Source organism: bacterium, from assembly GCA_021372515.1.
Taxonomy (GTDB): domain Bacteria; phylum Gemmatimonadota; class Glassbacteria; order GWA2-58-10; family GWA2-58-10; genus JAJFUG01.
Genome location: JAJFUG010000113.1, coordinates 29,973 through 51,478 on the forward strand (window position 1 = coordinate 29,973; position 21,506 = coordinate 51,478).

Consider the following 21,506-nt stretch of genomic DNA (forward strand, 5'->3'; position numbering starts at 1 on the left):
ATGACACGCGGGCTGACATTACTGCTTTGTGCAGTCCTGACAATCACCGCCTCCCTGCCCGCCCAGGAAACCAGGCCGGCGGAAGAGCTGCTCAAGGCGGGCAAATACACGGAGGCCGCGGTCCTCCTCCAGAAAAGCCTGGCCGCGGACCCCAGGAACCTCCAGGACCTTACCCTGCTCGGGCGGGCGCAGATCGGCGCCGGCGATTTCACTGCGGCTGATTCTGTGGCCAGGAGCATCCTTGAGATCGACCGGAACAGCGTGGACGGGTGCATTCTCCTGTCCCAGGCGCAACTGGGCCAGAAAGATTCCAGGCAGGCCTACGCCACGGTCCAGAAAGCCCTGAAAAAGGACCCGGGCAATCCCGCCCTTCTGCTGCAGCTCGGGATGATCCACATGGCCAGCGATTCGATGGGCCAGGCGATTGTCTGCCTGACCCAGGTCACGATGGCGGACTCTGTCAACATAACCGCCCTGGAAGCCCTGGGGGATGCCTATGTCAGCCTGGGGACAATCCCAGCCGCGATGCCGTATTATCTGAAAGCCATGGACATAGATTCCACGCGCTTCGATATCATGCAGAAAGCCGCCGAGCTGTACCGGAAAAACCATCAGTACGCCGAGGCCGGCCGGATGTACAACCGGATAATCAAGAGCGACTCGACCAGCGATGCGGCCGCCCTTCAATTGAGCCAGCTCTATCTTTCCGCCAAACAGTACGGTTCGGCCGCCAATGCCCTGGCGCCCTATTTCCAGCGTCACCCGGACGACCGTGACAGGCTTAAGGGAATCGTGAAAGATATGTTCCAGAACGAGCAGTACGCCAGCGCGCTGCTTATCCTCGATCCGTTCGTGAACTCCCACCCGGAGGACATAGAGACCGGCCTGCTGGATATGGAGGCCCTCTTAAGGAATAAGCAGTTCGAACCGGCCCTGGCCGAGGCAGAGCATATCCTGAGCCTGGACCCCGCCTGCCGCCCGGCGCTCAAGACAGCGGCCAAGTCCGCGTTCTATCTGAGGAAGAATGAAAAGGCGGCCGGTTATTTCAACCGGAGCATCGCGGTCGACACCCTCTCGGCCGAGGAGAACAAGCTGCTGGGCAAGGCCTATTACGAGCTGAACAACGACAAGCTGGCGGTCAAGTACCTGAACTTGTCGTTGGCGCAGGATTCGCTGCAGGAGGACATCTGCAACTACCTGGGCACCGCTTACATGCGGCTGAAGGATTTCGACCAGGCCGCACGGATGTACAAAAAGGATATCGACATTCATCCGGACAATATCTCGGGCTACGCCGACTATGCCCTGTGTAATATGGCAACAAACAACTGGGAGACAGCGAAGAAATCGCTGCTCTACGTGACCGAACAGCGGCCCAATTATCCCGGGGGACATCTCAACCTGGCCCGTTGCCTGGCGCAGATGGACCAGCTCGGCCAGTCCCGGAAAGAGTACGGGGTTTTCCTCAGCCTGACCGACTCCTTGAAAACAAGGTACAGGAAAGAGGATTTGGAGGCCCACAAGTATATCGCCTTTACCTGGCTGTTCGAAAAGAACTACCCGCAGGCCCTGGGCGAGATAGACAAAGCCATGTCCTTCATGACCCCGGGATCGGACAAGAAGCAGGAGATCGAGCTGCGTCTGTGGCGCGCCCAGACTCTGCACACCCTTAAAAGAATCGACGAGGCCAAGGCGGAGTACGAGACTATTCTCAAGCTCGACCCGGAGAGCAAAGAGGCCAGGAAAGGACTGGATATCCTAAAGATGATGCACTGAGCGGCCGGACAAGCGGCTTTCCGTGTCCGGATTGACACTATTCCATGGACTTCCTAAGGCGGGTTGTCAACATGACCAAGCACTTTTTCATCATCGTTCTCGCTGCGGCGTTTCTGTGCGGTTGCCAGAAAAAGCCCGCGCCGATAACCATCAGCGGCTGGGAGCGCTACCAGGACCAGTACTCGAGCCTCAGTTTCACCCATCCGCAGGGCTGGGTCACCGAGCAGGAGGGCGGCACGGTCTCCTGTTATTCCTCTCCGGCGGCAGTGAATGGGTTTGTCGACCTGACAGGCTCCGGGCCCAAGAGCGGGGCCCGGCTTTCGGTCAGCACCCAGAGAATGGACAGCCTGATTACGCTGGATGACTATGTCAACCGGCGTAAGGTCGACCTGACCGGCTCCGGGTTCGAGATCATCTCCGCGGAGCCGGGCAAGATCAACAACCTCCCCGGCCAGATCCTCCACTACCAGGGCAATGTGACTGACCGGGTCAAGCTGAGTGTGGCCGAGGTCAGCACCGTGCAGGACTCTTTCGTGTATACGGTCAAATTCGAGGCTTTCAATGAGGCTTACGAACCGCTGGCGCAGGCTTTCGATTCAGCCGTGGTCTCCCTCGTGCTGCCCGAGAAAAAAGCCGTCGAGGCTCCGGCCGACCCCTCGCTTCCCTCGAAAAAGTTCAAGGAGTACGAGAACAAGTACGCCGCTCTGTCCATCCCGGACAATTTCGACGGCAGCGTGCTCAAGCCCAAGCCGCCGATCGAGTTCGCCTTCGAGATCAAGGGCTACCGCCAGGACTGCTATATTCGTCTGGATGTCATCCCGTCCCAGAACCTGACCGCCGAGAAGATCATCGAGCAGAACTCGAAGCACTTCAAGGCCACCTCGAAAGGCGAGACCACCCTGGACGGGGTGAAAACCGTCTATCTCAACTATTCGCCCATGAAAGACATCGACAGCCGGGTCTATTTCCTGGTGAAGAAGGACAAGTTCTACCGGATCATAATCAACTATTACGCACCGCTGAAAGAGGCTTTCCTGCCGGCTTTCGAAAGCAGCCTGGCCTCCCTGCGAGTCAAATGAAGAGAAGCCGCCCTTATGGGGCGGCTTCTCTCATTCCAGCCAGTGAAGGCTTAGAGCACTGAACAGGCGGACTGCAGGGAGAGAAAAACGCAGAAAGCGGCGGGCAGAACGAACAGCGTTATATAAGCTCCGCCCTCCAAAAGCGTCTCCAGCGCCCATTTGAACATCTCTTTCGCAGTCATCGGAACCTCCGGGTTATTGTTTGGGGAGTTCTTTTCCATCTTTCTCAGTAAGACTACCCTATTCTGCACCCGGTTTCATTAAAAACGAACTGGAGACTATTGTCCATTGCATCTGAATCAGCCCCTGGAGTGCACCCTGTCATTTGGACAGGAGGGTGCATTCCAACGGGATAATATGTGACAGGACATGATTGTTTCTCATAATGCTTTTGCTGCAACACCGTACAACACAAAACGGCCAAGCCTGCTGATTCAGGCTTGGCCGTCTCTATCATGGCGGAGAGGAAGGGATTCGAACCCTTGGACGTTTTGGCGTCACACGATTTCCAATCGTGCTCCTTCGACCAGCTCGGACACCTCTCCAGTTTTAACTGATTGTGGCCTGCAATTTAATCCGCCCGGCGCGGACTGTCAAGCCTGCGGAAAACCCCTCTGCGGCTTGGCGCCGGAACAAGTTGTCGCGTGGGTCTGGCACGAGTGTTGCACACTGTGCCGCTGTCCGCCTGATTTATCTCTGGCGCGACGCCTACGAATGCTTTAACTTATCGCACCGATCATCGCATTTCCAACGTTCATACAGCCTCGGGACAAGCAGCATCTTGCACAGCGCGAACCACAGACCAGTGTTACCCGGCCGGAGTCAGCGACGCTCCCGCATGGTAACACCCCTGCTCCTTCTGCTGACCGCTCTGGCCCTCGTGCCGGGCCGCGAGCTTTTCGCCCAGACCGGGGCCAAGATCGAGGGCATGGTGCGCGACTCGGCCAGCGGCGAGCCGCTGGAGGGTGTGCAGGTCTCGGTCGAGGGCACCCGCCTGGGCAATGTCTCGGCCGGGGACGGCTACTATTTCATATTGAATGTCCCGCCGGGTGCGCAGAACGTCTCTTTCCACCGCACCGGATACCGTGCCCGCACGGTCAGCGCGGTGCAGCTTTCGGCCGGCCACACCGCCACGCTGAACGTGACCCTGGAGCCCGGCGTGTTCGAGATGGAGGCAATCACAGTCTCGGCCGGCGAATCGCCCCTCATCCCCAGGGACAATGTCCAGACCGCCCAGCGCTTCGATGCCAAGACCGCGGGCGAGATTCCGGCCGAATCCGTGGAACAGATACTCTCCCTGCAGGCCGGAGTGACCACCGACCCCTACGGCCAGTTCCGCATCCGCGGCGGCCGTCAGGGCCAGCAGGCGGTTTACATCGACGGTGTGCTGGTGCGGAGTTTCAACGAGCGGCCCTACGAGGCCGACAACACCCCGCTCTACGTGGCCACCAACGCGGTCGAGGAAGTGAGCGTGATCACCGGCGGGTTCAGCTCCGAGTTCGGCCAGGCTGGCTCGGCCGTAATCAATGAAGTTACCCGTGAGGGTGGAAGCCAGCTTTCGGGCAGCGTGCAGCTTGAGAGCGACGGGTTCATGCCGCGGGGCATGGACTACGGCTACAACCGCTTGCAGGCCGAGGCCGGCGGGCCGCTGGGGCTGTCGGGGGCCTCGTTCTTCGTGAGCGCCGAGCTTCTGGGCCGCGCCGACCGCAACCCTACCAGCGGCGGTTTCCGCGGGGTGGATGACGCTTTCGTGAATAAGCTCAACAACGTGCTCACCACCCTGGGACTCTACGACCCGAACTCGGCCGCCTCGCGCGAGGGCGGTGGGGCGCTGGACGCGGACGCTTTCCGCGAGGGTATCCAGGCCCTGGACAAGTTCTCGTTCAGCAATGTCTGGTTCCAGGACACGGACGGTGACGGGATCGGGGACCAGCGGCAGTTCACGCTGGGGGATGATTTCACCGGCGCGGACGGCGTGCTGGGCACCTACGACGACAAGCGCACGGTCAACGGCGCCGGAGTCTACGCCAACCCCAACCCGGCCCGTCTGCCCGGCAACGGCGATGACCAGTACAGCCTCTCGGGCAAGCTCACCTGGTACCAGAACGCCAACCTCAAGTGGCTGGCTTCGGTGCAGGGCAGCCGCAAGCAGCGCCGGGCCTACAGCCACTCCGACCTGTTCAACAACCCGCTGCGCTCCAACCTGGCCGCCCGGATCACCACCGCCAACGCCACCGCCGGTTTCGACTGGATCATCGACCAGTCCGCCCGGCGCAACACAAATGTCAAGCTGCGCGCCAACCTCTACCGCAACGACCTGATCCTGGGCACCCCGACCCTCGAATCGCTGAGCCGCGACACCTGGGGCGGGTTCGGGCCGTCGAGCCTGGACATTATAAGCCAGGACCGCACCCGCGCGGATGATATTTACCGCAATACCACCAACAGCGGCCTGGAGGGCGACCTCCACGAGCCCTCCGGCTCCAGCGCGACCGTGGACAACGAGCGCGGCCTCTGGCCCAGCGCGGTGCCGGGCAACAACATCCCCTTCGCCACCTCGATAACCCAGCTCCCCGGCGGACGGGGCGGATTTTCGGCCCAGTTCATCAACGCCGGCCTGATCTCACAGCTCCAGAACAGCCGCGAGGACCGTTTCTCGCTCAAGACCGACCTTGAAAGCCAGCTCAACCGCTATTTCCGGGTCAAGACCGGGGTGGACCTCAAACTGTTCCACATCCGCGAGGGCGATTTCGACCAGACCGGAGGCGTGTTCCAGGACTTCTACGACACCCGGCCGCTGATCGCCGCGGGCTATATCCAGAACATCGCCGATTTCGGCGACCTGGTGCTGGACTACGGCCTGCGGGTGGACTACATGAACACGCGCGCCGATTTCCCGCTGGTGCTCGGCGAGGCCCGCCCCGAGGACCCGCGCTACCGTCCCGAGGCCCAGGTTTTCTACAGCCCGCGCCTGAGCGTGGCCCTGCCGGTCACCGACCGCTCGCAGGTGCGCCTGTCCTACGGTCACTTTTTCCAGACCCCGGCCTTCAAGGACATCTACGGCCACATGAACCAGGATTTCCGGTTCGACCTGGGGGGCAACACCAACAACATCTACGGCAACGGCAACCTGCAGATGGCCCAGACCGTGATGTTCGAGGCCGGGTTCAGCACCATCCTGGACGAGAACACGCGCCTGGACTTCGTGGGCTACCACAGCGAGGTGCGCGGCGACATCGCGGTGCGCCAGATGACCCCCGAGCAGATACTGGAGCTGGCCGGTGTGACCGACCGGACCTCCACCCGCTCCAACGCGATCCTGAGCGTCTACACCAACCGCGACAAGACCACGGCCCGCGGGCTGGAGATCACGTTCAACCGTAGGATGAGTTCCTGGTGGGGGCTGGACGCCACCTACACCCTGTCGTTCCCGCGCGCCACGGCCAGCGACCCGCAGGAGTACATCCTCACCTACGGCCGCCAGACCTATTTCGACCCGATCACCGGCAAGCGCGGGGTGCAGCCGCCGCCGCGCAGCCTGACCCCGGTGGACTACGACCAGACCCACCAGCTCAACATCCAGTACAGTTTCCGCCTGCCGGAGTTCTGGCCCCAGGGCGGCCGCGCCGACAAGATACTGAGCGACATCAGCGGCTTCGCCACATTCCAGTTCGCCAGCGGCCAGCCCTATACCCAGCTCAACCAGAGCGGCTACCCGGCCGGGTCCAACAACAACGAGCGCGGGCCCTCGTACAAGAACGTGAACCTGCGCCTCAACAAGGAGCTCCCCTATTTCGGGCCGAAGCTCAAGGTGCGGGCGTTCGGCGAGTTCTACAACCTTTTCGGATTCACCAATTACAACATAGATTATATCAACCCCACCACGGGCAGCCCGGATGTGGACGCCTACATACTCAAAGAGGCGTTCAACGACCGCCCGGATTTCCGGGACGCCGCGGGCCATAAAGTGGACCGTCTGACCCGCACCGACCAGATCGAAAAACTGACCGGGGATGACGCACAGACCCTGGTGCGCGTGCAGGACCTGGATGGGGACGGCTATATCTCGAAGAACGAGATCGTGGCCCTCAAGCTGGCCAACCTCCTGGCCAGCCTGGACAACCCCATGGCCTACCTTCGCCCGCTGGAGGTCCGGCTGGGCGTGAGCGTGGATTTCTGAAGGCAGAGCGATGCGAGCTGAAACGAAAATGATGCGTCATGCCTGTCTGGCCCTGACCCTGGGAGCGCTTCTGCTTTCCGCCGCCGGCACGGCCGAGGCCAGTCGCCCGGGAGCGACCGGCAAGCGCAAGGCCGCGCCCGCCGGACCGGCCCTGGCCGCGTTCCTGACCCGTATCTCCACCGGCAACCGGGTGGAGTTCAACCTCTCGAACAACGGTTACCTGGCCGTGGACCCCAGCCGCGGGGCGGTCACCCCGGGCGGGTTCTGGCCCTCCGGCTCGGAGGACGCCTACATCTACCAGAGCGGCCTCAACGTGATGGGCATCATCGACGCGGACGGCGATGGGATCGCCTCGGACGTGGTGGAGACGAACCTCGTGTTCGACAGCGAGTGGCGCGAGGGCTGCCCGCAGGATGACGCGGACGACGCGAAGAGCCGCCTCTATTTCTCCACCAGCCAGACCGACCTGGAGGAATGGCCCGAGGAGTTCTATGTCCAGGACTCCAACCCCCTGAGCCCCACCTACGGCCAGAGCGTGCCGGATGTGCGCTCCGAGCAGGACATCGTGGGTATCTACACGGATGTGGACGGTCCGCTGAACAGCGCCGCCGGCAGCCTGCACCTGGGGGTGGAGGTGCGCCAGCACGTGCTCCAGTACTCGCTGAGCAACATCCAGGACGTGATGTTCGTGGTCTGGGACCTCTACAACGCCAGCCGCTACATCAACGAGCCGGACGTGCGCGTGCCCTACGACATCCGCGAGGCCTTCGTCAACATCCGCACCGATTTCGACATCGGCGCGAACGCCCTGGACGACCGCTGCGCGGTCAGCCCGGTGCGCAACATGTCCATCGCCTTCGACTCCGATTTCAAGGAGCCGAATTTCGACGGCACCCCGGCGTTCCTGGGGATAAGTTTCCTGGAAGGCCCCACGGACCACGACGGGCTGGACAATCCCAACTCGCTGTTCCCGGCCGGCAACGGCCTGACCGACGAGACTTTCGGCGATATCAGCCAGGCCGGGATCAAGGACCCGCGCACCGGGCTGTTCTTCGAGTTCGATTCGGACGTGCTGGATGAAAGCGCCGAGCGGATGAGCCTTTTCACCCTGACCACCAACGGCGGCGAGCGCCCCGATCCGGTGGATGACGCCGAGGCGTACCGCATCTACTCCGGCGACCCGCGCGAGGTGCTGGTGCCGCAGTACGATCCTTACGCCAACCTGATCCTGGCCGATGTGGTGGGCGACATCCGCCAGAACATAATCTCCGGGCCGTTCGAGATGCCGGAGAACGACCTGCGCGACTCGCAACGCGTGGTGGCGGCCTTTTTCTTCGCCCGGCCGCAACACGCCGAGGTGAACCTGAACAACCTGACCACCGCGGGCGAGTTCAAGCCGGTGGTCCAGCTCTGGAAAGCGGCCAGCACCGTGTTCCGCGACAGTTTCGTGGTGCCCTCGCCGCCCGTGAACCCGCGCATGCGCCTTCTGCCCGGCGACCGCGAGGTGACTGTCACCTGGGACGACCTTCCGGTGGAGTCCAGCGACCCCTACGCCCTGACCGCCGAGGCCGCGGCCCTTCCGCCCTCGACCGATTTCCCGGGCCTGGGCTACCGTGCCAAGGATTTCGAGGGCTTCCGGGTCTATCGCTCCACCACAGGCAACGCCTCGGACGCCAAGATGATCGCCCAGTTCGACCTGGACGACGAGTTCCGCACCTATTCGATCACCCGGGCCAGGGCCACCGCGCAGGGCCTGGAGGACGTGGTCGAGGAAATACCACTGGGAACCAACACCGGCCTGGCGTTCAGTTTCACCGACCGCGGGGATGACATCGGCGGTCTGGTCAACGGCGTGCCGCTGTTCTACACCGTGACCGCCTACGATTTCAACCCGGTGCTGGTGGGCAACGAGTCCCTGGAGTCGAGCGTCAATTTCCGCCGCCAGGACAGCAAGGGCAAGTTCTACCAGTTGGCGATCCCGCGCAGCAACAGTACGAGCATAATCTCGGGCAGCGGCACCTGGCAGCAGGTGGACTATTTCGGCAACCCGGTCACGGCCGGGCTGCCCACCTACTCCGAGACCCTGGGCTACGTGAACGAGGAGTTTACCACGGACAGCAAGGTGGTGGATTTCTCCGAGCCGGTGGCCCCGGTCACCACGGCTTTCGCCTCCGACCTTAGCAGCGTGAGCGTGGTCGACCCGGAGAACGTGACCAGCCTGGGCGGCTACCTGGTGATCGACTCGATCGTCCACACCAAGCCCGATACGCGCAACCAAGTGCACTATATCCATTTCGAGGGACCGGACGGCAAGCCGACCACCAACGGCACATTCACCATCCCCTACCACGATGTCGAGGGCCTCTACCCCGAGGACGAGATTGCAGAGCAGGTGACCCCGTTCACGTTCAGCGGGCCGCTGGTCAGTGATGGCCCGGCGTTCAACGGTACGGTCTATTTCCGCCAGGGCGCGCTCAAGCTGGCCAAGGTCTCTCCGCTCAAGGTGAAGCCCGCGGGCGCGTCCGACTACCTGCCGCGTCCCGAGTGGTCCGCCGGCGATTTCGAGCAGCCGGGCGAGGTGCGCTTCGCCAATTTCTACGTGCGCCAGCCGTTCATCAGCACCCAGCTCAACGGCCTCTTGAGTCGCACGCTCTGCGTGGCCGGGCAGTTCGTCCCCGGCTCGCTGCGTATCCGCTGGCTGGAGGACGGGAGCCTGGATGTCTGGGACGAGGCCAACAACGTGCCGGTGCGGTTCAACGAGCGCGTGGCGGATGGCTGGGGTTTCCTGCCTCTGGACACGTATAGCCATGATGAGATCTTCGAGGACCAGGTCCTGCACCGCAACAGCCAGTGGCTGACCACACTGCAGAGCCGCCCGGTGTTCGCCCCAGACCCGGAATTCGCCGGAGCCGAACGGCTGAGCCTGTACGTGCGCGGGGTGGAGCTCCAGTTGCGTAACATCACGGTGCGGCCCGCGGCCGGGGACCAGTGGCGCCTGAACATGGATTTCCTCAACTCCCTGGCGGTGGCCAGCCGTTACACCGCTCCGTTCACCGGGATGCGCGTGGCGCTGAACCTGACCCCGGCGCAGAAAGCCACGGCCCCGCGCCGTCTGGAAAACATCCGGGTGGTGCCCAACCCCTACCTGGCCAGCAGCCTGTTCGACTCCGGGCCGAACAAACGCGCGATCATGTTCACCAACCTGCCGCTCAGGGCCACGATCCGTATCTACACGATCAGCGGCAACCTGGTCAATGTCCTGCACCACGGCCCCGGCGCCGAGGGCTCGGTGGGCGGCGCCAGCGACCGCAACAGCGGACAGTTCTCTTTCGACCTGACCACCCGTTTCGGCGACCAGATGGCGAGCGGGATATACTATTTCCACGTGCGGGATGATGAAACCGGCGAGGAATTCCTGGGCAAGTTCAGTATCATTCAGTGACAGGCGACATATGAGAGACTTTCTGAAAATATGCGTGCTGACCATGGCCCTGGCCCTCTGGAGCCTGGGGGCCACCGTCGCCCTGGCCGCCGGTGGGGATGTCTCCAACCCGGGCAGCGGACGGGTGGAGGGCCTGAGCGGGGTGGGCACACGCGCGGCCGAGTTCCTCACTATCCCGGTGGGACCACGCGGCGTGGCGATGGGCGGTGCCTACAGCGCCGTGGCGGATGACATTTCGGCGATCTGGTGGAACCCGGCCGGGCTGGGCTTCCTGGAGAAAAAAGAGGTCTTCCTCACCGTGATCGAGCGGCCGCTGGATGTGCGCTATACCTACGGCGCGGTGGCGGTCCCCCTCTGGGACAACCGCCTGGTGCTGGGCACATTCCTCTCCGTGCTCAACAGCGGGGACCAGGAGATCACCACCGAGACCCAGCCCGAGGGCACCGGGGCCTATTACAGCGCCTACAGCCTGAGCGCCGGCGGAGTGATCACCTACAATTTCTCCGACCGTTTCAGCGCCGGGCTCACGGTGAAAAACGTGCACGAGGACATTTTCGGTCTCACCCAGGACGCGGTGGCGTTCGACATGGGAACCAACTACCACGAGGATGTTCTGGGCGTGCCGGTGCGCCTGGCTTTCACCCTGACCAACCTGGGCACCAACCTGCGTTTCGGCGGGGACCGCCTGAGCGCGGACATCGACCCGGAGGACGTCTACCCGGGCAACGATGTCGGCCGTCTGCCGCGCCAGGGCCTGCGCCGCACCAGCGCGTTCGGCCTGCCCACCGCGTTCCGTATCGCCGCCAGCGCCGAGCCTATCTCCGGCCAGAACAACCGTCTGATCACCGCAGTCGAGGTGGCCGAGAACTCGAACCAGCCGATGAGCGTGGCCCTGGGCGCCGAGCTGACCCGCAAGGTCAACGCCAAGGGCACGGCCAGCCTGCGTTTCGGCTGGGGCATCCAGCAGGATGAGACGGACTTAAGCGGCTCCGAGCGCCTGCGCGGACTTTCCGCCGGCGGCGGCTACTCCTACCGTCTCTACAACCTCACCATCCGCGCCGACTACGCCTACCGCAACATGGGCATCCTGAGCGGCAACCACACCTATTCGCTCAGCTTCCAGTTCTAATAACGGCATTGACATTATCCGGCTTGGCCGCTGCCGGTCCTGTCCCTTGTTTTCACAGGGACAGGGCGCGCCGTGCCCGTGTCTCACGCCAGTTGAAGGGGTGTGCACCCATGTGTGCGCCCGATCGGCCCCCGTGGCCGCACGGACAGAGGACAGGCACAGGGGCCTGCCCCCTGCGCCAGAACGCAGCATTCTGCATAAAACAAGGGGCTGTTACCTCTGTGGTAACAGCCCCTGTGCATATTCACACTAATTTGTATACAATCAGAAATTCAGGTAGAAGCCTGTTTTGACCGAGCTACCCGCCGTGTTCTTGAAATTGTAGCCCGTTCGGATGAAACGGTTGCCGTAGGTGGTTATGGCCTGCGAGAAAGCGTAGAATTCCATGCCAGTCATCGCGGCGTCGCAGATGAATGTCCCGCCGGGATAGGCGCGCAGTGGGTTGAGGGTGTCGAACAGCTTCTCATCCAGCGGGCGCGGGGCCAGACGGGCCAGGCCCACGCCTCGTGCATAATCGGCCGGGGTCAGATGGGTGACGCAGTTGTAGTCCACTCGCCCCTTCTGCAGGCAATCCAAATACACGTTGTTGAATACTCTCTGAATGGAAAGCTTTTCCTGCAGGAACGGATTCAAAATTTCCGGGCGGGCTTTGTCCGCGGCGCGGCAGGGGCAGAATGCCAGGAACAGGGCGCACAGGCAGAGCATCAGGCTTGCGATCATGTCGTCCCCTGTCTGGATGCGGTTGATTGGCCGGGGCTTTCTATCTTGTATTATTCTGCTATGCAAACCTTGTTCCAGTTTTTTCGCGGGGGGGAAGGCGAGTCGAGCGCTCACTCAATAAGTATTCTATCGGTTATAAGAAAAATCAATACCGCACGCTGTCTTTTGCAAAATAATTTTCGATCAGCGCGGTCAGTCCCTCGATGGTATGTGTCCCGGCGCTGATCAGCGGGGCCAGGCCGTACCCGGCTGCGGTGGCCTCGGTCACCGGCCCGATCGCCGCGTAGACCGGCTTGCCGCCCAGGCCTTTCAGGGAGTCCAGTCCCACCAACTCGACAAAGTTATCCACCGTGGAGCTGCTGGTGAACGTGACCAGGTCCACCTGTCCCGCGGCCAGCTCGGTCAGCACCTGCGGCAGGTTCTCCGGGCGAGTGATCCGGGTGGAATAGACCGGGACCTCCATTACTTCCGCCCCCAGAGCGGCCAGGGCCTCGGGCAGCACCTTGCGGGCGATCTCGGCCCGCGGCAGGAGTATCCGCTTACCCTCCAGGCTTTCGCCCAGCTTGGCGAAACTATCGGCCACCGACTCGGCGACAAATTTCTCGGGCAGCATATCCACGCTCAGGCCCGCACTCTCCAGGGCCGCAGCGGTGGAGGGACCGATGGCCGCCAGGCGCGCCCCGGCCAATGCGCGTACATCCTTGCCCGCCCGGCGCAGGGACCGGAAGAACCGCTCCACCCCGTTCACGCTGGTGAACACCACCCAGTCGAACCCGCCGGGGAGCCTGTCCACCGCGCGGCGGACAATGTCCGGGTCCGGGCTGTCGCCGATTTCTATCGCGGGCAGCTCGATCACCGCCGCCCCCAGCTCGGCCAGACGGCCGGTGAAAACAGAAGCCTGCTCGCGCGAGCGGGTGACTATCACCGTGCGGCCGAACAGGGGCCTTCGCTCGAACCAGTCGAGCTTTTCCCGCAAGGCCACCACCTCCCCCACCACGATTATGGCCGGGGCGGCGAGCGCGGCCTCGCGCACCCGCGCGGCGATATCGGCCAGTGTCCCGCAGACCGTGCGCTGGTGGGCCGTGGCGCCGCGATGGATCACCGCGGCCGGGGTGGAACCGGGCAGGCCGTGGGCCACAAGCTGCGCGGCGATACTCTCCAGACGCGACACCCCCATGTAGAACACCAGCGTGCTGCGCAAGGCGGCCAGAGCGGCCCAGTCGATATCGCTTTCCTCTTTGCGCGGGTCCTCGTGGCCGGTGATGAAAGTCACGCTGGAGGCGACCCCGCGCTGAGTCACCGGAATGCCGGCGTAGGCCGGGACCGCCACACCGGCAGTCACCCCGGGGATCACCTCGAACTCGACTCCGGCCTCCACCGCCTCCAGGGCTTCCTCGCCCCCGCGGCCGAACACGAACGGGTCGCCGCCCTTGAGCCGGGTCACGATTTTACCCTGGGAGGCGAGTTTCACCAGCAGGGCGTTGATCTCCTCCTGGCGCAGGGTGTGGGCCCCGGCTTTCTTGCCCACGTAGATACGCTCCGCCTCCGGCCGGGCATGCTCCAGCAGGGCCGGGTTGACCAGATAGTCGTAGACTATCACCTCGGCCGCGGCGATTGCCCGCACGGCCTTGAATGTTATCAGCTCCGGGTCGCCGGGACCGGCGCCCACCAGATAGATTTTCCCTTTCCCCGCCTGGCTCATGCTTTCTCCTCAGGTTCCACCCCGCCCGCGGCGAGGATTTCATCCACAATCGCCTGTCCGCCCAAGCTCAGCAGGCGGCGGGCCAGGCTGAGTCCAGGGTCGCTCCCGGCCGGGGCGGTGATAGTATCCCGCATAAGCCGCTTCCCACCCAGGTCCGACAGCAGCCCCACCAGGGTGATCTGTCCATCCGCCGTCAGGCTGGCCTTGGCCCCGATGGGCACCTGGCAGCCGCCGCCCAGGGCGTGCAGGAACCGTCGCTCCGCGCTGACCTCGGCCGTGGTGGACCAGTCGGCCAGGAATGATAGCAGCCCCCAGGTACGGCTGTCCCCAGCTCGCCACTGGAGCGCCAGCGCGCCCTGGCCCGCAGCCGGGACCATCCGGTCCAGGCCCAGCACCTGGGTGATCCGCCCGGCCAGGCCCAGACGGGTGAGGCCCGCGCGCGCCAGCACGATGGCGTCGTAGTCGCCGCGGTCAAGACGGGCCAGACGGGTGTCCACATTGCCGCGCAGGTCGGCAAATTCGAGGTCCGGGCGCAGGCGCTCCAGCTGCACGCGCCGCCTGAGGCTGCTCGTGCCCAGACGCGCCCCGGCGGGCAGCGCCTCCAGGGCCAGCCCCGCGCGGCTCACCAGGGCGTCCTCCCAGCACTCGCGCTCTGTGATCGCCCCCAGGATCAGGCCCTCCGGGATAACGGTGGGCATGTCCTTGAGGCTGTGCACGGCGCAATCGACCGTGCCCTCCAGGATCGCGCTCTCCAGCTCCTTGGTGAACAGCCCCTTGCCTCCCACCTTGGACAGGGCCACATCCAGCACCTTGTCACCCAGGGTCTTGATTATCCGTATCTCCACCGACACCCCGGGGTGCCGCGCCTCCACCCGCGCCTTGACATGCCCGGCCTGCCAGAGAGCCAGCTTGCTGCCCCGCGAGCCGATAATCAGCCTGCTCTCACTCATCCGGTCCCCCATTGTCCAGCCCGAACAGGAACCGCATCAGCTGGGTCGGGTCCATCCGTGAAAGCGCCCCGGGGTCGGCCTTGATCCGGCTGGTCGGAGCGTGAAGGAACTTGTTCAGCATCTGCACGCTGAAAGACTCGACTGTCTGACGGTCGGCCTCGGACAGGTGGGCGAGCTTACCCAGCACCTTTTCCACCTCCTGACGGCGCAGGCTGTCCATCTGGGCGTGGAGCGAGCGGATGAGCGGCACCACGGCCAGCGCCTCGTACCAGGACATGAACTCGGCGCACTCGGCCTCGACTATCTCCTCGACCGGCCCCACCTGCGCCTGCCGCTCCTGGACATTCGCCTGCACCACGCCCTGAAGGTCATCGATGTTGTAGAGGAAACAGTTCTCCAGCTCGGCCAACTGCGGGTCGATATCGCGCGGAACGGCCAGATCGATCAGGAACACCGGACGGTGGCGCAACGACAGGTAGGGGCCGGAATTCTCGCGGGTGAGGATGAAATGAGGCGCGCTGGTGGAACTGAGGACAATATCCGCCTGGGCCAGGTACTTGTGCAGCTCGTCATAGTTGACCGCTGTGCCGTGGTACTTGAGCGCCAGCTCCACGGCCCGGCGGTAGGTGCGGTTGGCCACCAGGACAGACTCCACCCCCTGGTCCACCAGCAGCGAGAGGGTCAGCTCGCCGGTCTCGCCCGCCCCCAGCACCAGAGCCTGCCGTCCGCTCAGGTCGCCGAAGATCTTACGCGCCAGGTCCAGGGCCACCGAGCTTACACTCACCGCGCCGGCCGAGATGGCGGTCTCGCTGCGGGCGCGCTTGCCCACGCGCACCGCCTGCTGGAACAGGCGCGACAGCACCCGCCCCGAGGTCCGTCCCTCCTGGGCCAGACGGTAGGCCTCGCGCACCTGGCCCAGGATCTGCGACTCACCCAGGATCATCGAATCCAGGCTCGCCGCCACCCGGAACAGGTGCCGCACCGCCATCTCGCCGCCCCAGCCGTAGAACTGGCTGTCGGTCAGCGACACCTCCGCCCCACGCTTGGCCGATAGGATACCCTCCAGCCCCGAGCGCAGGGCGGACTCATCCTCGCCGCAGGCGTAGACCTCGGTGCGGTTGCAGGTGGAGAGCACCACCAGCTCATCCACTCCGGCGGGAAGGCTCCCGGCCTGGAAACGGTTCTTGAGCTCCGCCGCCGAGAACGCCAGGCGCTCACGCAGCTCCAGCGGTGCAACCCGATGGTTCAGTCCGCCAACCTGGACAGGCATTGCTCGATCCTTCTGTCTAATGCAGCCTCGAGGTCGGCCTCATCCAGCGAGGCGAAGAAATCGAGGTCGATGAAACTCTCCCAGAACCGCCGCCGCTGCGATTCCTCGGGCAGCTCGGTTTTGACCCGCTCGCGCAGGGCCGATAGGACCGCAGTCACGCGGGTGTAATGCTCCGGGAACAGGCTCTCCAGGCGCTCGCGCACCTTGCGGGAGAGCACCGGGCTCGCCCCGCCGGTCGAGACAGCCAGTTGGAAATCCCCGCGCCTCAGCACCGAGGCGAGGATGAAATTGCAGTACTGTGGGTCATCCACGACATTGACCAGAATATGGCGCGATTCCGCCTCCCGGAACACCGCGGCGTTGACCGCGCGGTCCGGCGTGGCCCCGATCACCAGAAACGCCCCCTCCAGGTCGCCATCGTGGTACGCCCGGCGGACCCAGGCAATTTTCCCCTGCGCGGCCAGGCTTTCCACCTCCGGCACGGCCGCGGGGCTTATCACCTCCAGGCGCGCCCCGGCCTCCAGCAGACCCTCGATCTTGCGCCGGGCTACTTTCCCGGCCCCCACCACCTTGCAGAGCCGCCCGTTGAGGTCCAGGAACAACGGATAGTAGCCGGCCCGGGTCGTGTCGCTCATCCGCCCTCCCCCGGCTCACATGTAGGCGTGGGTCCTGGAAAGCACCAGGCTGACCACGAGCAGGTTGAAAATCAGCAGCGCGAACCCGGCCACCGCCAGCCAGGCCGCCCTCTTGCCGCGCCAGCCCCGGCTGAACCGGCTGTGCAGGTAGAAAGCGTAGAGCACCCAGTTGGCCAGGGTGAATATCTCCTTGGGATCCATCTGCAAAAGACGGCCGGTGCGGAAATAGGACCAGATCATCCCCAAGGCGATCGAGGCGGTCAGAGTGCTGAAACCCACCGCCACGCCACGCCAGGTGAGGTGGTCCAGTTCGCCCAGCGAGGGCAGCCGCTCGAAGAACCGTCCCAGCTGCTTGGACTTGATCTCACGGTGCAGAAGGATATAGAGCACCGCGGTGGCGAACGCCACGCTGAAAGCGGCGCAGGCGAAAAGGCCCAGAGCGGCGTGCAGGATGAACCAGGGGTTGGGCGCGAGCGAGGGATCGCTGAGCGGCACGAGCGGGGTGAACACTCCCAGCAACTGGAATAGGGCCGCCAGGGGGATGATAATCATCCCGGCCGAGCGGTCATCCTCAACGCTGCGGAACATCAGCACGAACTGTGCGGCCAGGATGAACGAGGCGAAAGTCAGGCCCTGGTATATCCCCGAGAAAGGGGCCTGGCGCAGGAAAATCGTGTAGGTTACGATGCCGACCAGTTGGACCAGCATCGCCAGGTGCAGAAGAACCAGGCGGCGGCGACGGGGGGCGGCCCCGCGCGGGCTGAAAGAGCGGATGTACTGCACCGCCGCCGCGGCGTACAGCCCGAAGGCCAGAGCATAGAATATTCTGAGCGCGATCAGCATGCTGTTTAAACGCTCCACGGGCGGCTGATTGTTTCACTGGCGGACGAATTTCCCTCCGGCGCGCGGCTCAGCCTGCGGAAATGTCGTTCCGGCCGGTGGCGATCCGCCCCACCACCGCGCTCAGGGCGATCAGCCCGATCAGGTTGGGCAGGGCCATGCAGGCGTTGGCCGTGGTGCCGATGCTCCATACGAGATCAAGGTGGATCACCGCGCCGGTGAACACGAACAGGATGAAAACAAAACGGTAAAGCGGCGCGATCCGCACCCCGGCGAAATACTTCACGCACTGCTCGCCGTAGTACGACCAGCCCAGGAGCGTGGTGAACCCGAACAGCAGCGCGCTAACCAGCACGATCAGGTAGCCGTGCGGTATCTCGCTGGCGAAAGCCGCGGCGGTAAGCTCGGTGGAGGTCTTGCCGCTGGTCCATTCGCCGCTCACCAGGATCACCAGGGCAGTCATGGTGCAGACAACGATGGTATCGACAAACACGCCGTTCATGGCCAGGATGCCCTGACGGTCGGGGTTCTCCTCCTTGGCCGCGGCGTGCGCGATGGGGCTGGAGCCCAGGCCGGCCTCGTTGGAAAGGGCCCCGCGGCTCACCCCGAACTGCATCGCCGCTATCACCGAGGCCCCGGCGAACCCGCCCACCGCCGCCAGCGGGGTGAACGCGCTGCGCACGATCAGCCAGAGCATGGCGGGTATCTGGGTGACATTCGCCCCGAGGATATAGAGCGAGGCGCCGACATACAGGAAGATCATGAACGGGACGAGCTTTTCCACTACCACGCCGATACGCTTGATCCCGCCCAGGGTGACCATCCCGGTGAATACGGCCAGCACCAGGCCGGTAACCCAGTTGGGCACTCCGCCGTGCGAGCGCAGGATCAGGGCGATGGAGTTCGACTGCATCATCGTGCCGGTGGAGAAAAAGCAGGAGATGCTGCCGGTCAGGGCGAACACCCCTCCGAGGAACCGTCCAAGTTTCTTGTTTTTCAAACCTTTCGAGATGTAGTACATCGGACCGCCGCCCATGCTGCCGTCCGGCATGACCGAGCGGTACTTGATCGCCAGCATGGCCTCGCCGTAGATCGTGGCCATACCCAGCAGCGCGGTCAGCCACATCCAGAATATCGCGCCCGGGCCTCCCAGCACTATCGCCGTGGCCACCCCGGCGATATTGCCCAGACCCACCGTGGCGGCCAGGGCAGTGTTCAGGGCCTGGAACGGGGTGATATCGCCCGGGAGCAGTGTCTTGTCCTTGGTGAACGCGCTCTTGGCCACCAGCACGAGCGAGGCTATCAAACGGCGAAACTGGATGAAACGGGTGCGGAATGTCAGCAGAAGCCCCGTGCCCAGCAGAAGACACACGAACCAGGGACCGTACATGAAGGTTTCAACCTTTTGCGCCAGCTCGATTAGCCTGTCCATTCTCTCCCTCGCCTTGATTATGGCCGAACCCGTCCCCGCGTGCTCAGGAGAATGCGCCGGGGTTGAGGATTATGTACGCGATGAGCCCGATGATGACCAGCGGGCAGACATAGCGGATCTGGAAAGCGATGATGCGACGGATCAGGGCGCTTGACTCCGTGTGGGTGATCTCGCTACGCAGGGCGTTCACTCCCCAGCGCCAGCCGGTGAACAGGGCGATCATCAGCGCCCCGAAAGTCATCATGTACTGGCCGGAGCAGAGGTCCATCAGGTCGAGGAAGCCGAAAGTGCGCGAGCCGACCGTGAGCAGGTTGGACAGGGCGCCCACCGCGCCGACGCTCAGCGCGCTGGGCACGCCGACCAGGAACGCCGCCACCCCGCAGAACAGGGTGGCCTTGTTGCGGTTCCAGCCCCGCTCATCCACGAAATAGGCCACCGGGACCTCGAGCAGCGAAATGCTGCTGGTCACCGCCGCCACCAGCAGCAGGACAAAGAAGCCGGTTCCGAACAGTGTGCCGAACGGTATCTCGGCGAACAGGCGCGGCAGGACGAAAAAGATCAGCTTGGCTCCCACCTCGGGCTGGATGCCCTGCATCAGGAACAGCACCGGGAAAATCGCCAGGCCGGCCATGAAAGCGATCAGGGTGTCGAGAAAACAGACCCATGCCGCCGAGTTTACGATATTCTCATCGCGCGAGGCGTAGCTGCCGTAGGTGAGCATTGTCCCGGCGCCCAGGCTGAGCGAGAAAAAGGCCTGCCCCATCGCGGCGATGAAAGTTCCGGCGTGCACCTTGCTCCAGTCGGCACGCAGGTACTCGCCCAGTCCGCGGGCGGCGCCGTTCAGGGTGACCGCACGGATCACCAGCATGAGGATGATCAGGAACAGGGCCGGCATCAGGATTTTCGACCAGCGCTCGATCCCCTGGCGCACCCCGCCCATCACCACGGCCACGGTGAGGACCATGAACAGAAGGTGCCAGAAAATCGACTGCCAGGGGCTGGTGACCATCCGGCTGAAAATGTCGGCGATCTGTTCCTGGCTGAGCGGATGGCTGAAAGTGCCGCTGACGGTGGTGAAAATGTAGCGCAGGGTCCAACCGGCCACTACGCTGTAGTAGGAGACCACGGCCCAACTGGCGGTCACGGCCAGGAACCCGGCCACGGCCCAGGGAGAGCGTGGTGAGGCCAGCTTGCGGTAAGCTCCGACCGGATTGAGCTGTGTGTTGCGTCCCAGGGCGATCTCAGCCACCATCACCACGAAACCGATAAAGAAGACGAACAGAATGTAAATCTGTACGAATGCCGCGCCGCCGTTCTGGTAGGCCACGGTCGGGAAGCGCCAGATGTTGCCCAGACCGATGGCAGAGCCGGAGGCCGCCAGGATGAATGCCAGTCTCGAACCCCAGTTGTCCCGTGTCTTTATCATCAGCAGTCTCCGTAAAATGGAAAGGAGCAAAAACAATCCTCGTCGGCGTTCTCGCTCCTTCGCGGAATTTACGGCATCCGAAAGTCGTGTCCGTGCGGCCACGGACTATTACCGCGGCTACGGCCCAATGTCGAATATGCCTCAGAACGGCAGATCATCCTCTCCCTTGCCCGCGGGCGGCTGGAAATCCTCGAACGAGTCCCCGCCGTAAGGGCCGTCATCGCTGAACGCTTTCCCGCTCATCTGGCCCTCGCCGGAGCCACCGCCCCGTCCGCCCAGGATAACCATCTCATCGGCCACGATCTCGGTCATGTAGCGTTTCTGGCCGCTCTGGTCCTCCCAGGTGCGGGTCTGCAGCCGGCCCTCGATGTAGACCTGGGTGCCCTTGCGCAGGTACTCGTTGCAGATTTCGGCCAGCTTGCGCCAGGCCACCACGCGGTGCCATTCCGTGCGTTCCTCCCGGGCCCCGTCGCGGTTAACCCAGCTCTCGTTGGTCGCCACGGTGAAATTGACCACCGGCACGTTGCCCGGGGTGTGGCGCAGCTCGGGGTCGGCCCCGAGGTTGCCGATCAGGATCACTTTGTTTACGCTTCTGCTGGCCATTTACCCTCCGTCTGATTTTATCTTTTCCGCAGCCGGCCACTGCCTGGGCGGGCCGCTTTCGGTTCCGCGCGCATACTTGTTATTTCTTATCGCCGTTGCCGGGCTTTATCTCCTCGTACTGGGCGTCCTCCACATCGAAAGCCCGCAGGTTCAGGTTCTCGGTGGGCGGCCGCACCGGCCTGGCATTCCGTTTCTGCTGTACCTGCCGCCAGGCCTGATAGTACATGCGGCCTTTCCGCAGCAGAGTCGTGACAAGGCGCAAAAGAAGGTAAAAAACTATGTACAGCAGGATTATCCGGATGATAATAACCACGGCGGCTCG

At 63.6% G+C, this 21,506-nt stretch carries 14 protein-coding genes, 1 tRNA gene and 1 pseudogene; 5 read left to right on the top strand and 11 right to left on the bottom strand.

Annotated features, from left to right (window positions below; genetic code table 11):
• Window positions 1-1,776, top strand: coding sequence for a tetratricopeptide repeat protein (locus LLH00_11380; protein MCE5271869.1), 1,776 nt, complete (start codon window positions 1-3; stop codon window positions 1,774-1,776).
• Between the two features lie 71 nt (window positions 1,777-1,847).
• Window positions 1,848-2,855, top strand: coding sequence for a hypothetical protein (locus LLH00_11385; protein MCE5271870.1), 1,008 nt, complete (start codon window positions 1,848-1,850; stop codon window positions 2,853-2,855).
• A gap of 456 nt (window positions 2,856-3,311) precedes the next feature.
• Here the strand turns inward: LLH00_11385 and LLH00_11390 are convergent.
• Window positions 3,312-3,400: transfer RNA gene (locus LLH00_11390), tRNA-Ser, on the bottom strand.
• A gap of 293 nt (window positions 3,401-3,693) precedes the next feature.
• Between LLH00_11390 and LLH00_11395 the strand changes: the two genes are divergently transcribed.
• The 3 genes from LLH00_11395 to LLH00_11405 are packed head-to-tail and all read left to right on the top strand — an operon-like array spanning window position 3,694 to window position 11,606.
• Window positions 3,694-7,035, top strand: coding sequence for a carboxypeptidase regulatory-like domain-containing protein (locus LLH00_11395; protein MCE5271871.1), 3,342 nt, complete (start codon window positions 3,694-3,696; stop codon window positions 7,033-7,035).
• Between the two features lie 10 nt (window positions 7,036-7,045).
• Window positions 7,046-10,477: a hypothetical protein gene (locus tag LLH00_11400; GenBank protein MCE5271872.1), complete on the top strand. Its 3,432-nt coding sequence runs from the start codon at window positions 7,046-7,048 to the stop codon at window positions 10,475-10,477.
• A 10-nt stretch (window positions 10,478-10,487) separates the two neighbouring features.
• Window positions 10,488-11,606 (top strand): PorV/PorQ family protein, encoded by a 1,119-nt coding sequence (locus LLH00_11405; GenBank protein MCE5271873.1) that lies wholly within the window; start codon window positions 10,488-10,490, stop codon window positions 11,604-11,606.
• Window positions 11,607-11,870: 264 nt separating this feature from the next.
• Here LLH00_11405 and LLH00_11410 read toward each other — a convergent pair whose 3' ends face one another.
• From LLH00_11410 to LLH00_11455, 10 genes and pseudogenes are all read right to left on the bottom strand, one after another.
• Window positions 11,871-12,326, bottom strand: a complete 456-nt coding sequence (locus tag LLH00_11410; GenBank protein MCE5271874.1) for a hypothetical protein — start codon at window positions 12,324-12,326, stop codon at window positions 11,871-11,873.
• 145 nt (window positions 12,327-12,471) lie between these two features.
• Entirely contained in the window at window positions 12,472-14,028 is a 1,557-nt protein-coding gene (gene cobA / locus LLH00_11415; protein MCE5271875.1) for a uroporphyrinogen-III C-methyltransferase, read from the bottom strand.
• A complete protein-coding gene (hemC, locus tag LLH00_11420; GenBank protein ID MCE5271876.1) occupies window positions 14,025-14,978 on the bottom strand; it encodes a hydroxymethylbilane synthase in 954 nt (317 codons plus the stop codon). The genes cobA and hemC overlap by 4 nt, the downstream gene beginning before the upstream one ends.
• The gene (gene hemA, locus LLH00_11425) at window positions 14,971-16,248 is read right to left on the bottom strand and encodes a glutamyl-tRNA reductase (GenBank protein MCE5271877.1); all 1,278 of its coding nucleotides are present in this window, start codon (window positions 16,246-16,248) and stop codon (window positions 14,971-14,973) included. The genes hemC and hemA overlap by 8 nt, the downstream gene beginning before the upstream one ends.
• A complete protein-coding gene (locus tag LLH00_11430) occupies window positions 16,224-16,883 on the bottom strand; it encodes a bifunctional precorrin-2 dehydrogenase/sirohydrochlorin ferrochelatase (GenBank protein ID MCE5271878.1) in 660 nt (219 codons plus the stop codon). The genes hemA and LLH00_11430 overlap by 25 nt, the downstream gene beginning before the upstream one ends.
• 15 nt (window positions 16,884-16,898) lie before the next feature.
• Entirely contained in the window at window positions 16,899-17,726 is an 828-nt protein-coding gene (ccsA, locus tag LLH00_11435; GenBank protein MCE5271879.1) for a cytochrome c biogenesis protein CcsA, read from the bottom strand.
• 67 nt (window positions 17,727-17,793) lie between these two features.
• Window positions 17,794-19,155 (bottom strand): sodium:alanine symporter family protein, encoded by a 1,362-nt coding sequence (locus tag LLH00_11440; GenBank protein MCE5271880.1) that lies wholly within the window; start codon window positions 19,153-19,155, stop codon window positions 17,794-17,796.
• Window positions 19,156-19,198: 43 nt separating this feature from the next.
• Window positions 19,199-20,581: a sodium-dependent transporter gene (locus LLH00_11445; GenBank protein MCE5271881.1), complete on the bottom strand. Its 1,383-nt coding sequence runs from the start codon at window positions 20,579-20,581 to the stop codon at window positions 19,199-19,201.
• Window positions 20,582-20,872: 291 nt separating this feature from the next.
• A pseudogene (locus tag LLH00_11450) lies at window positions 20,873-21,184 on the bottom strand (single-stranded DNA-binding protein).
• A gap of 79 nt (window positions 21,185-21,263) precedes the next feature.
• Window positions 21,264-21,497 (bottom strand): hypothetical protein, encoded by a 234-nt coding sequence (locus tag LLH00_11455; GenBank protein ID MCE5271882.1) that lies wholly within the window; start codon window positions 21,495-21,497, stop codon window positions 21,264-21,266.
• Window positions 21,498-21,506 lie beyond the last annotated feature (9 nt).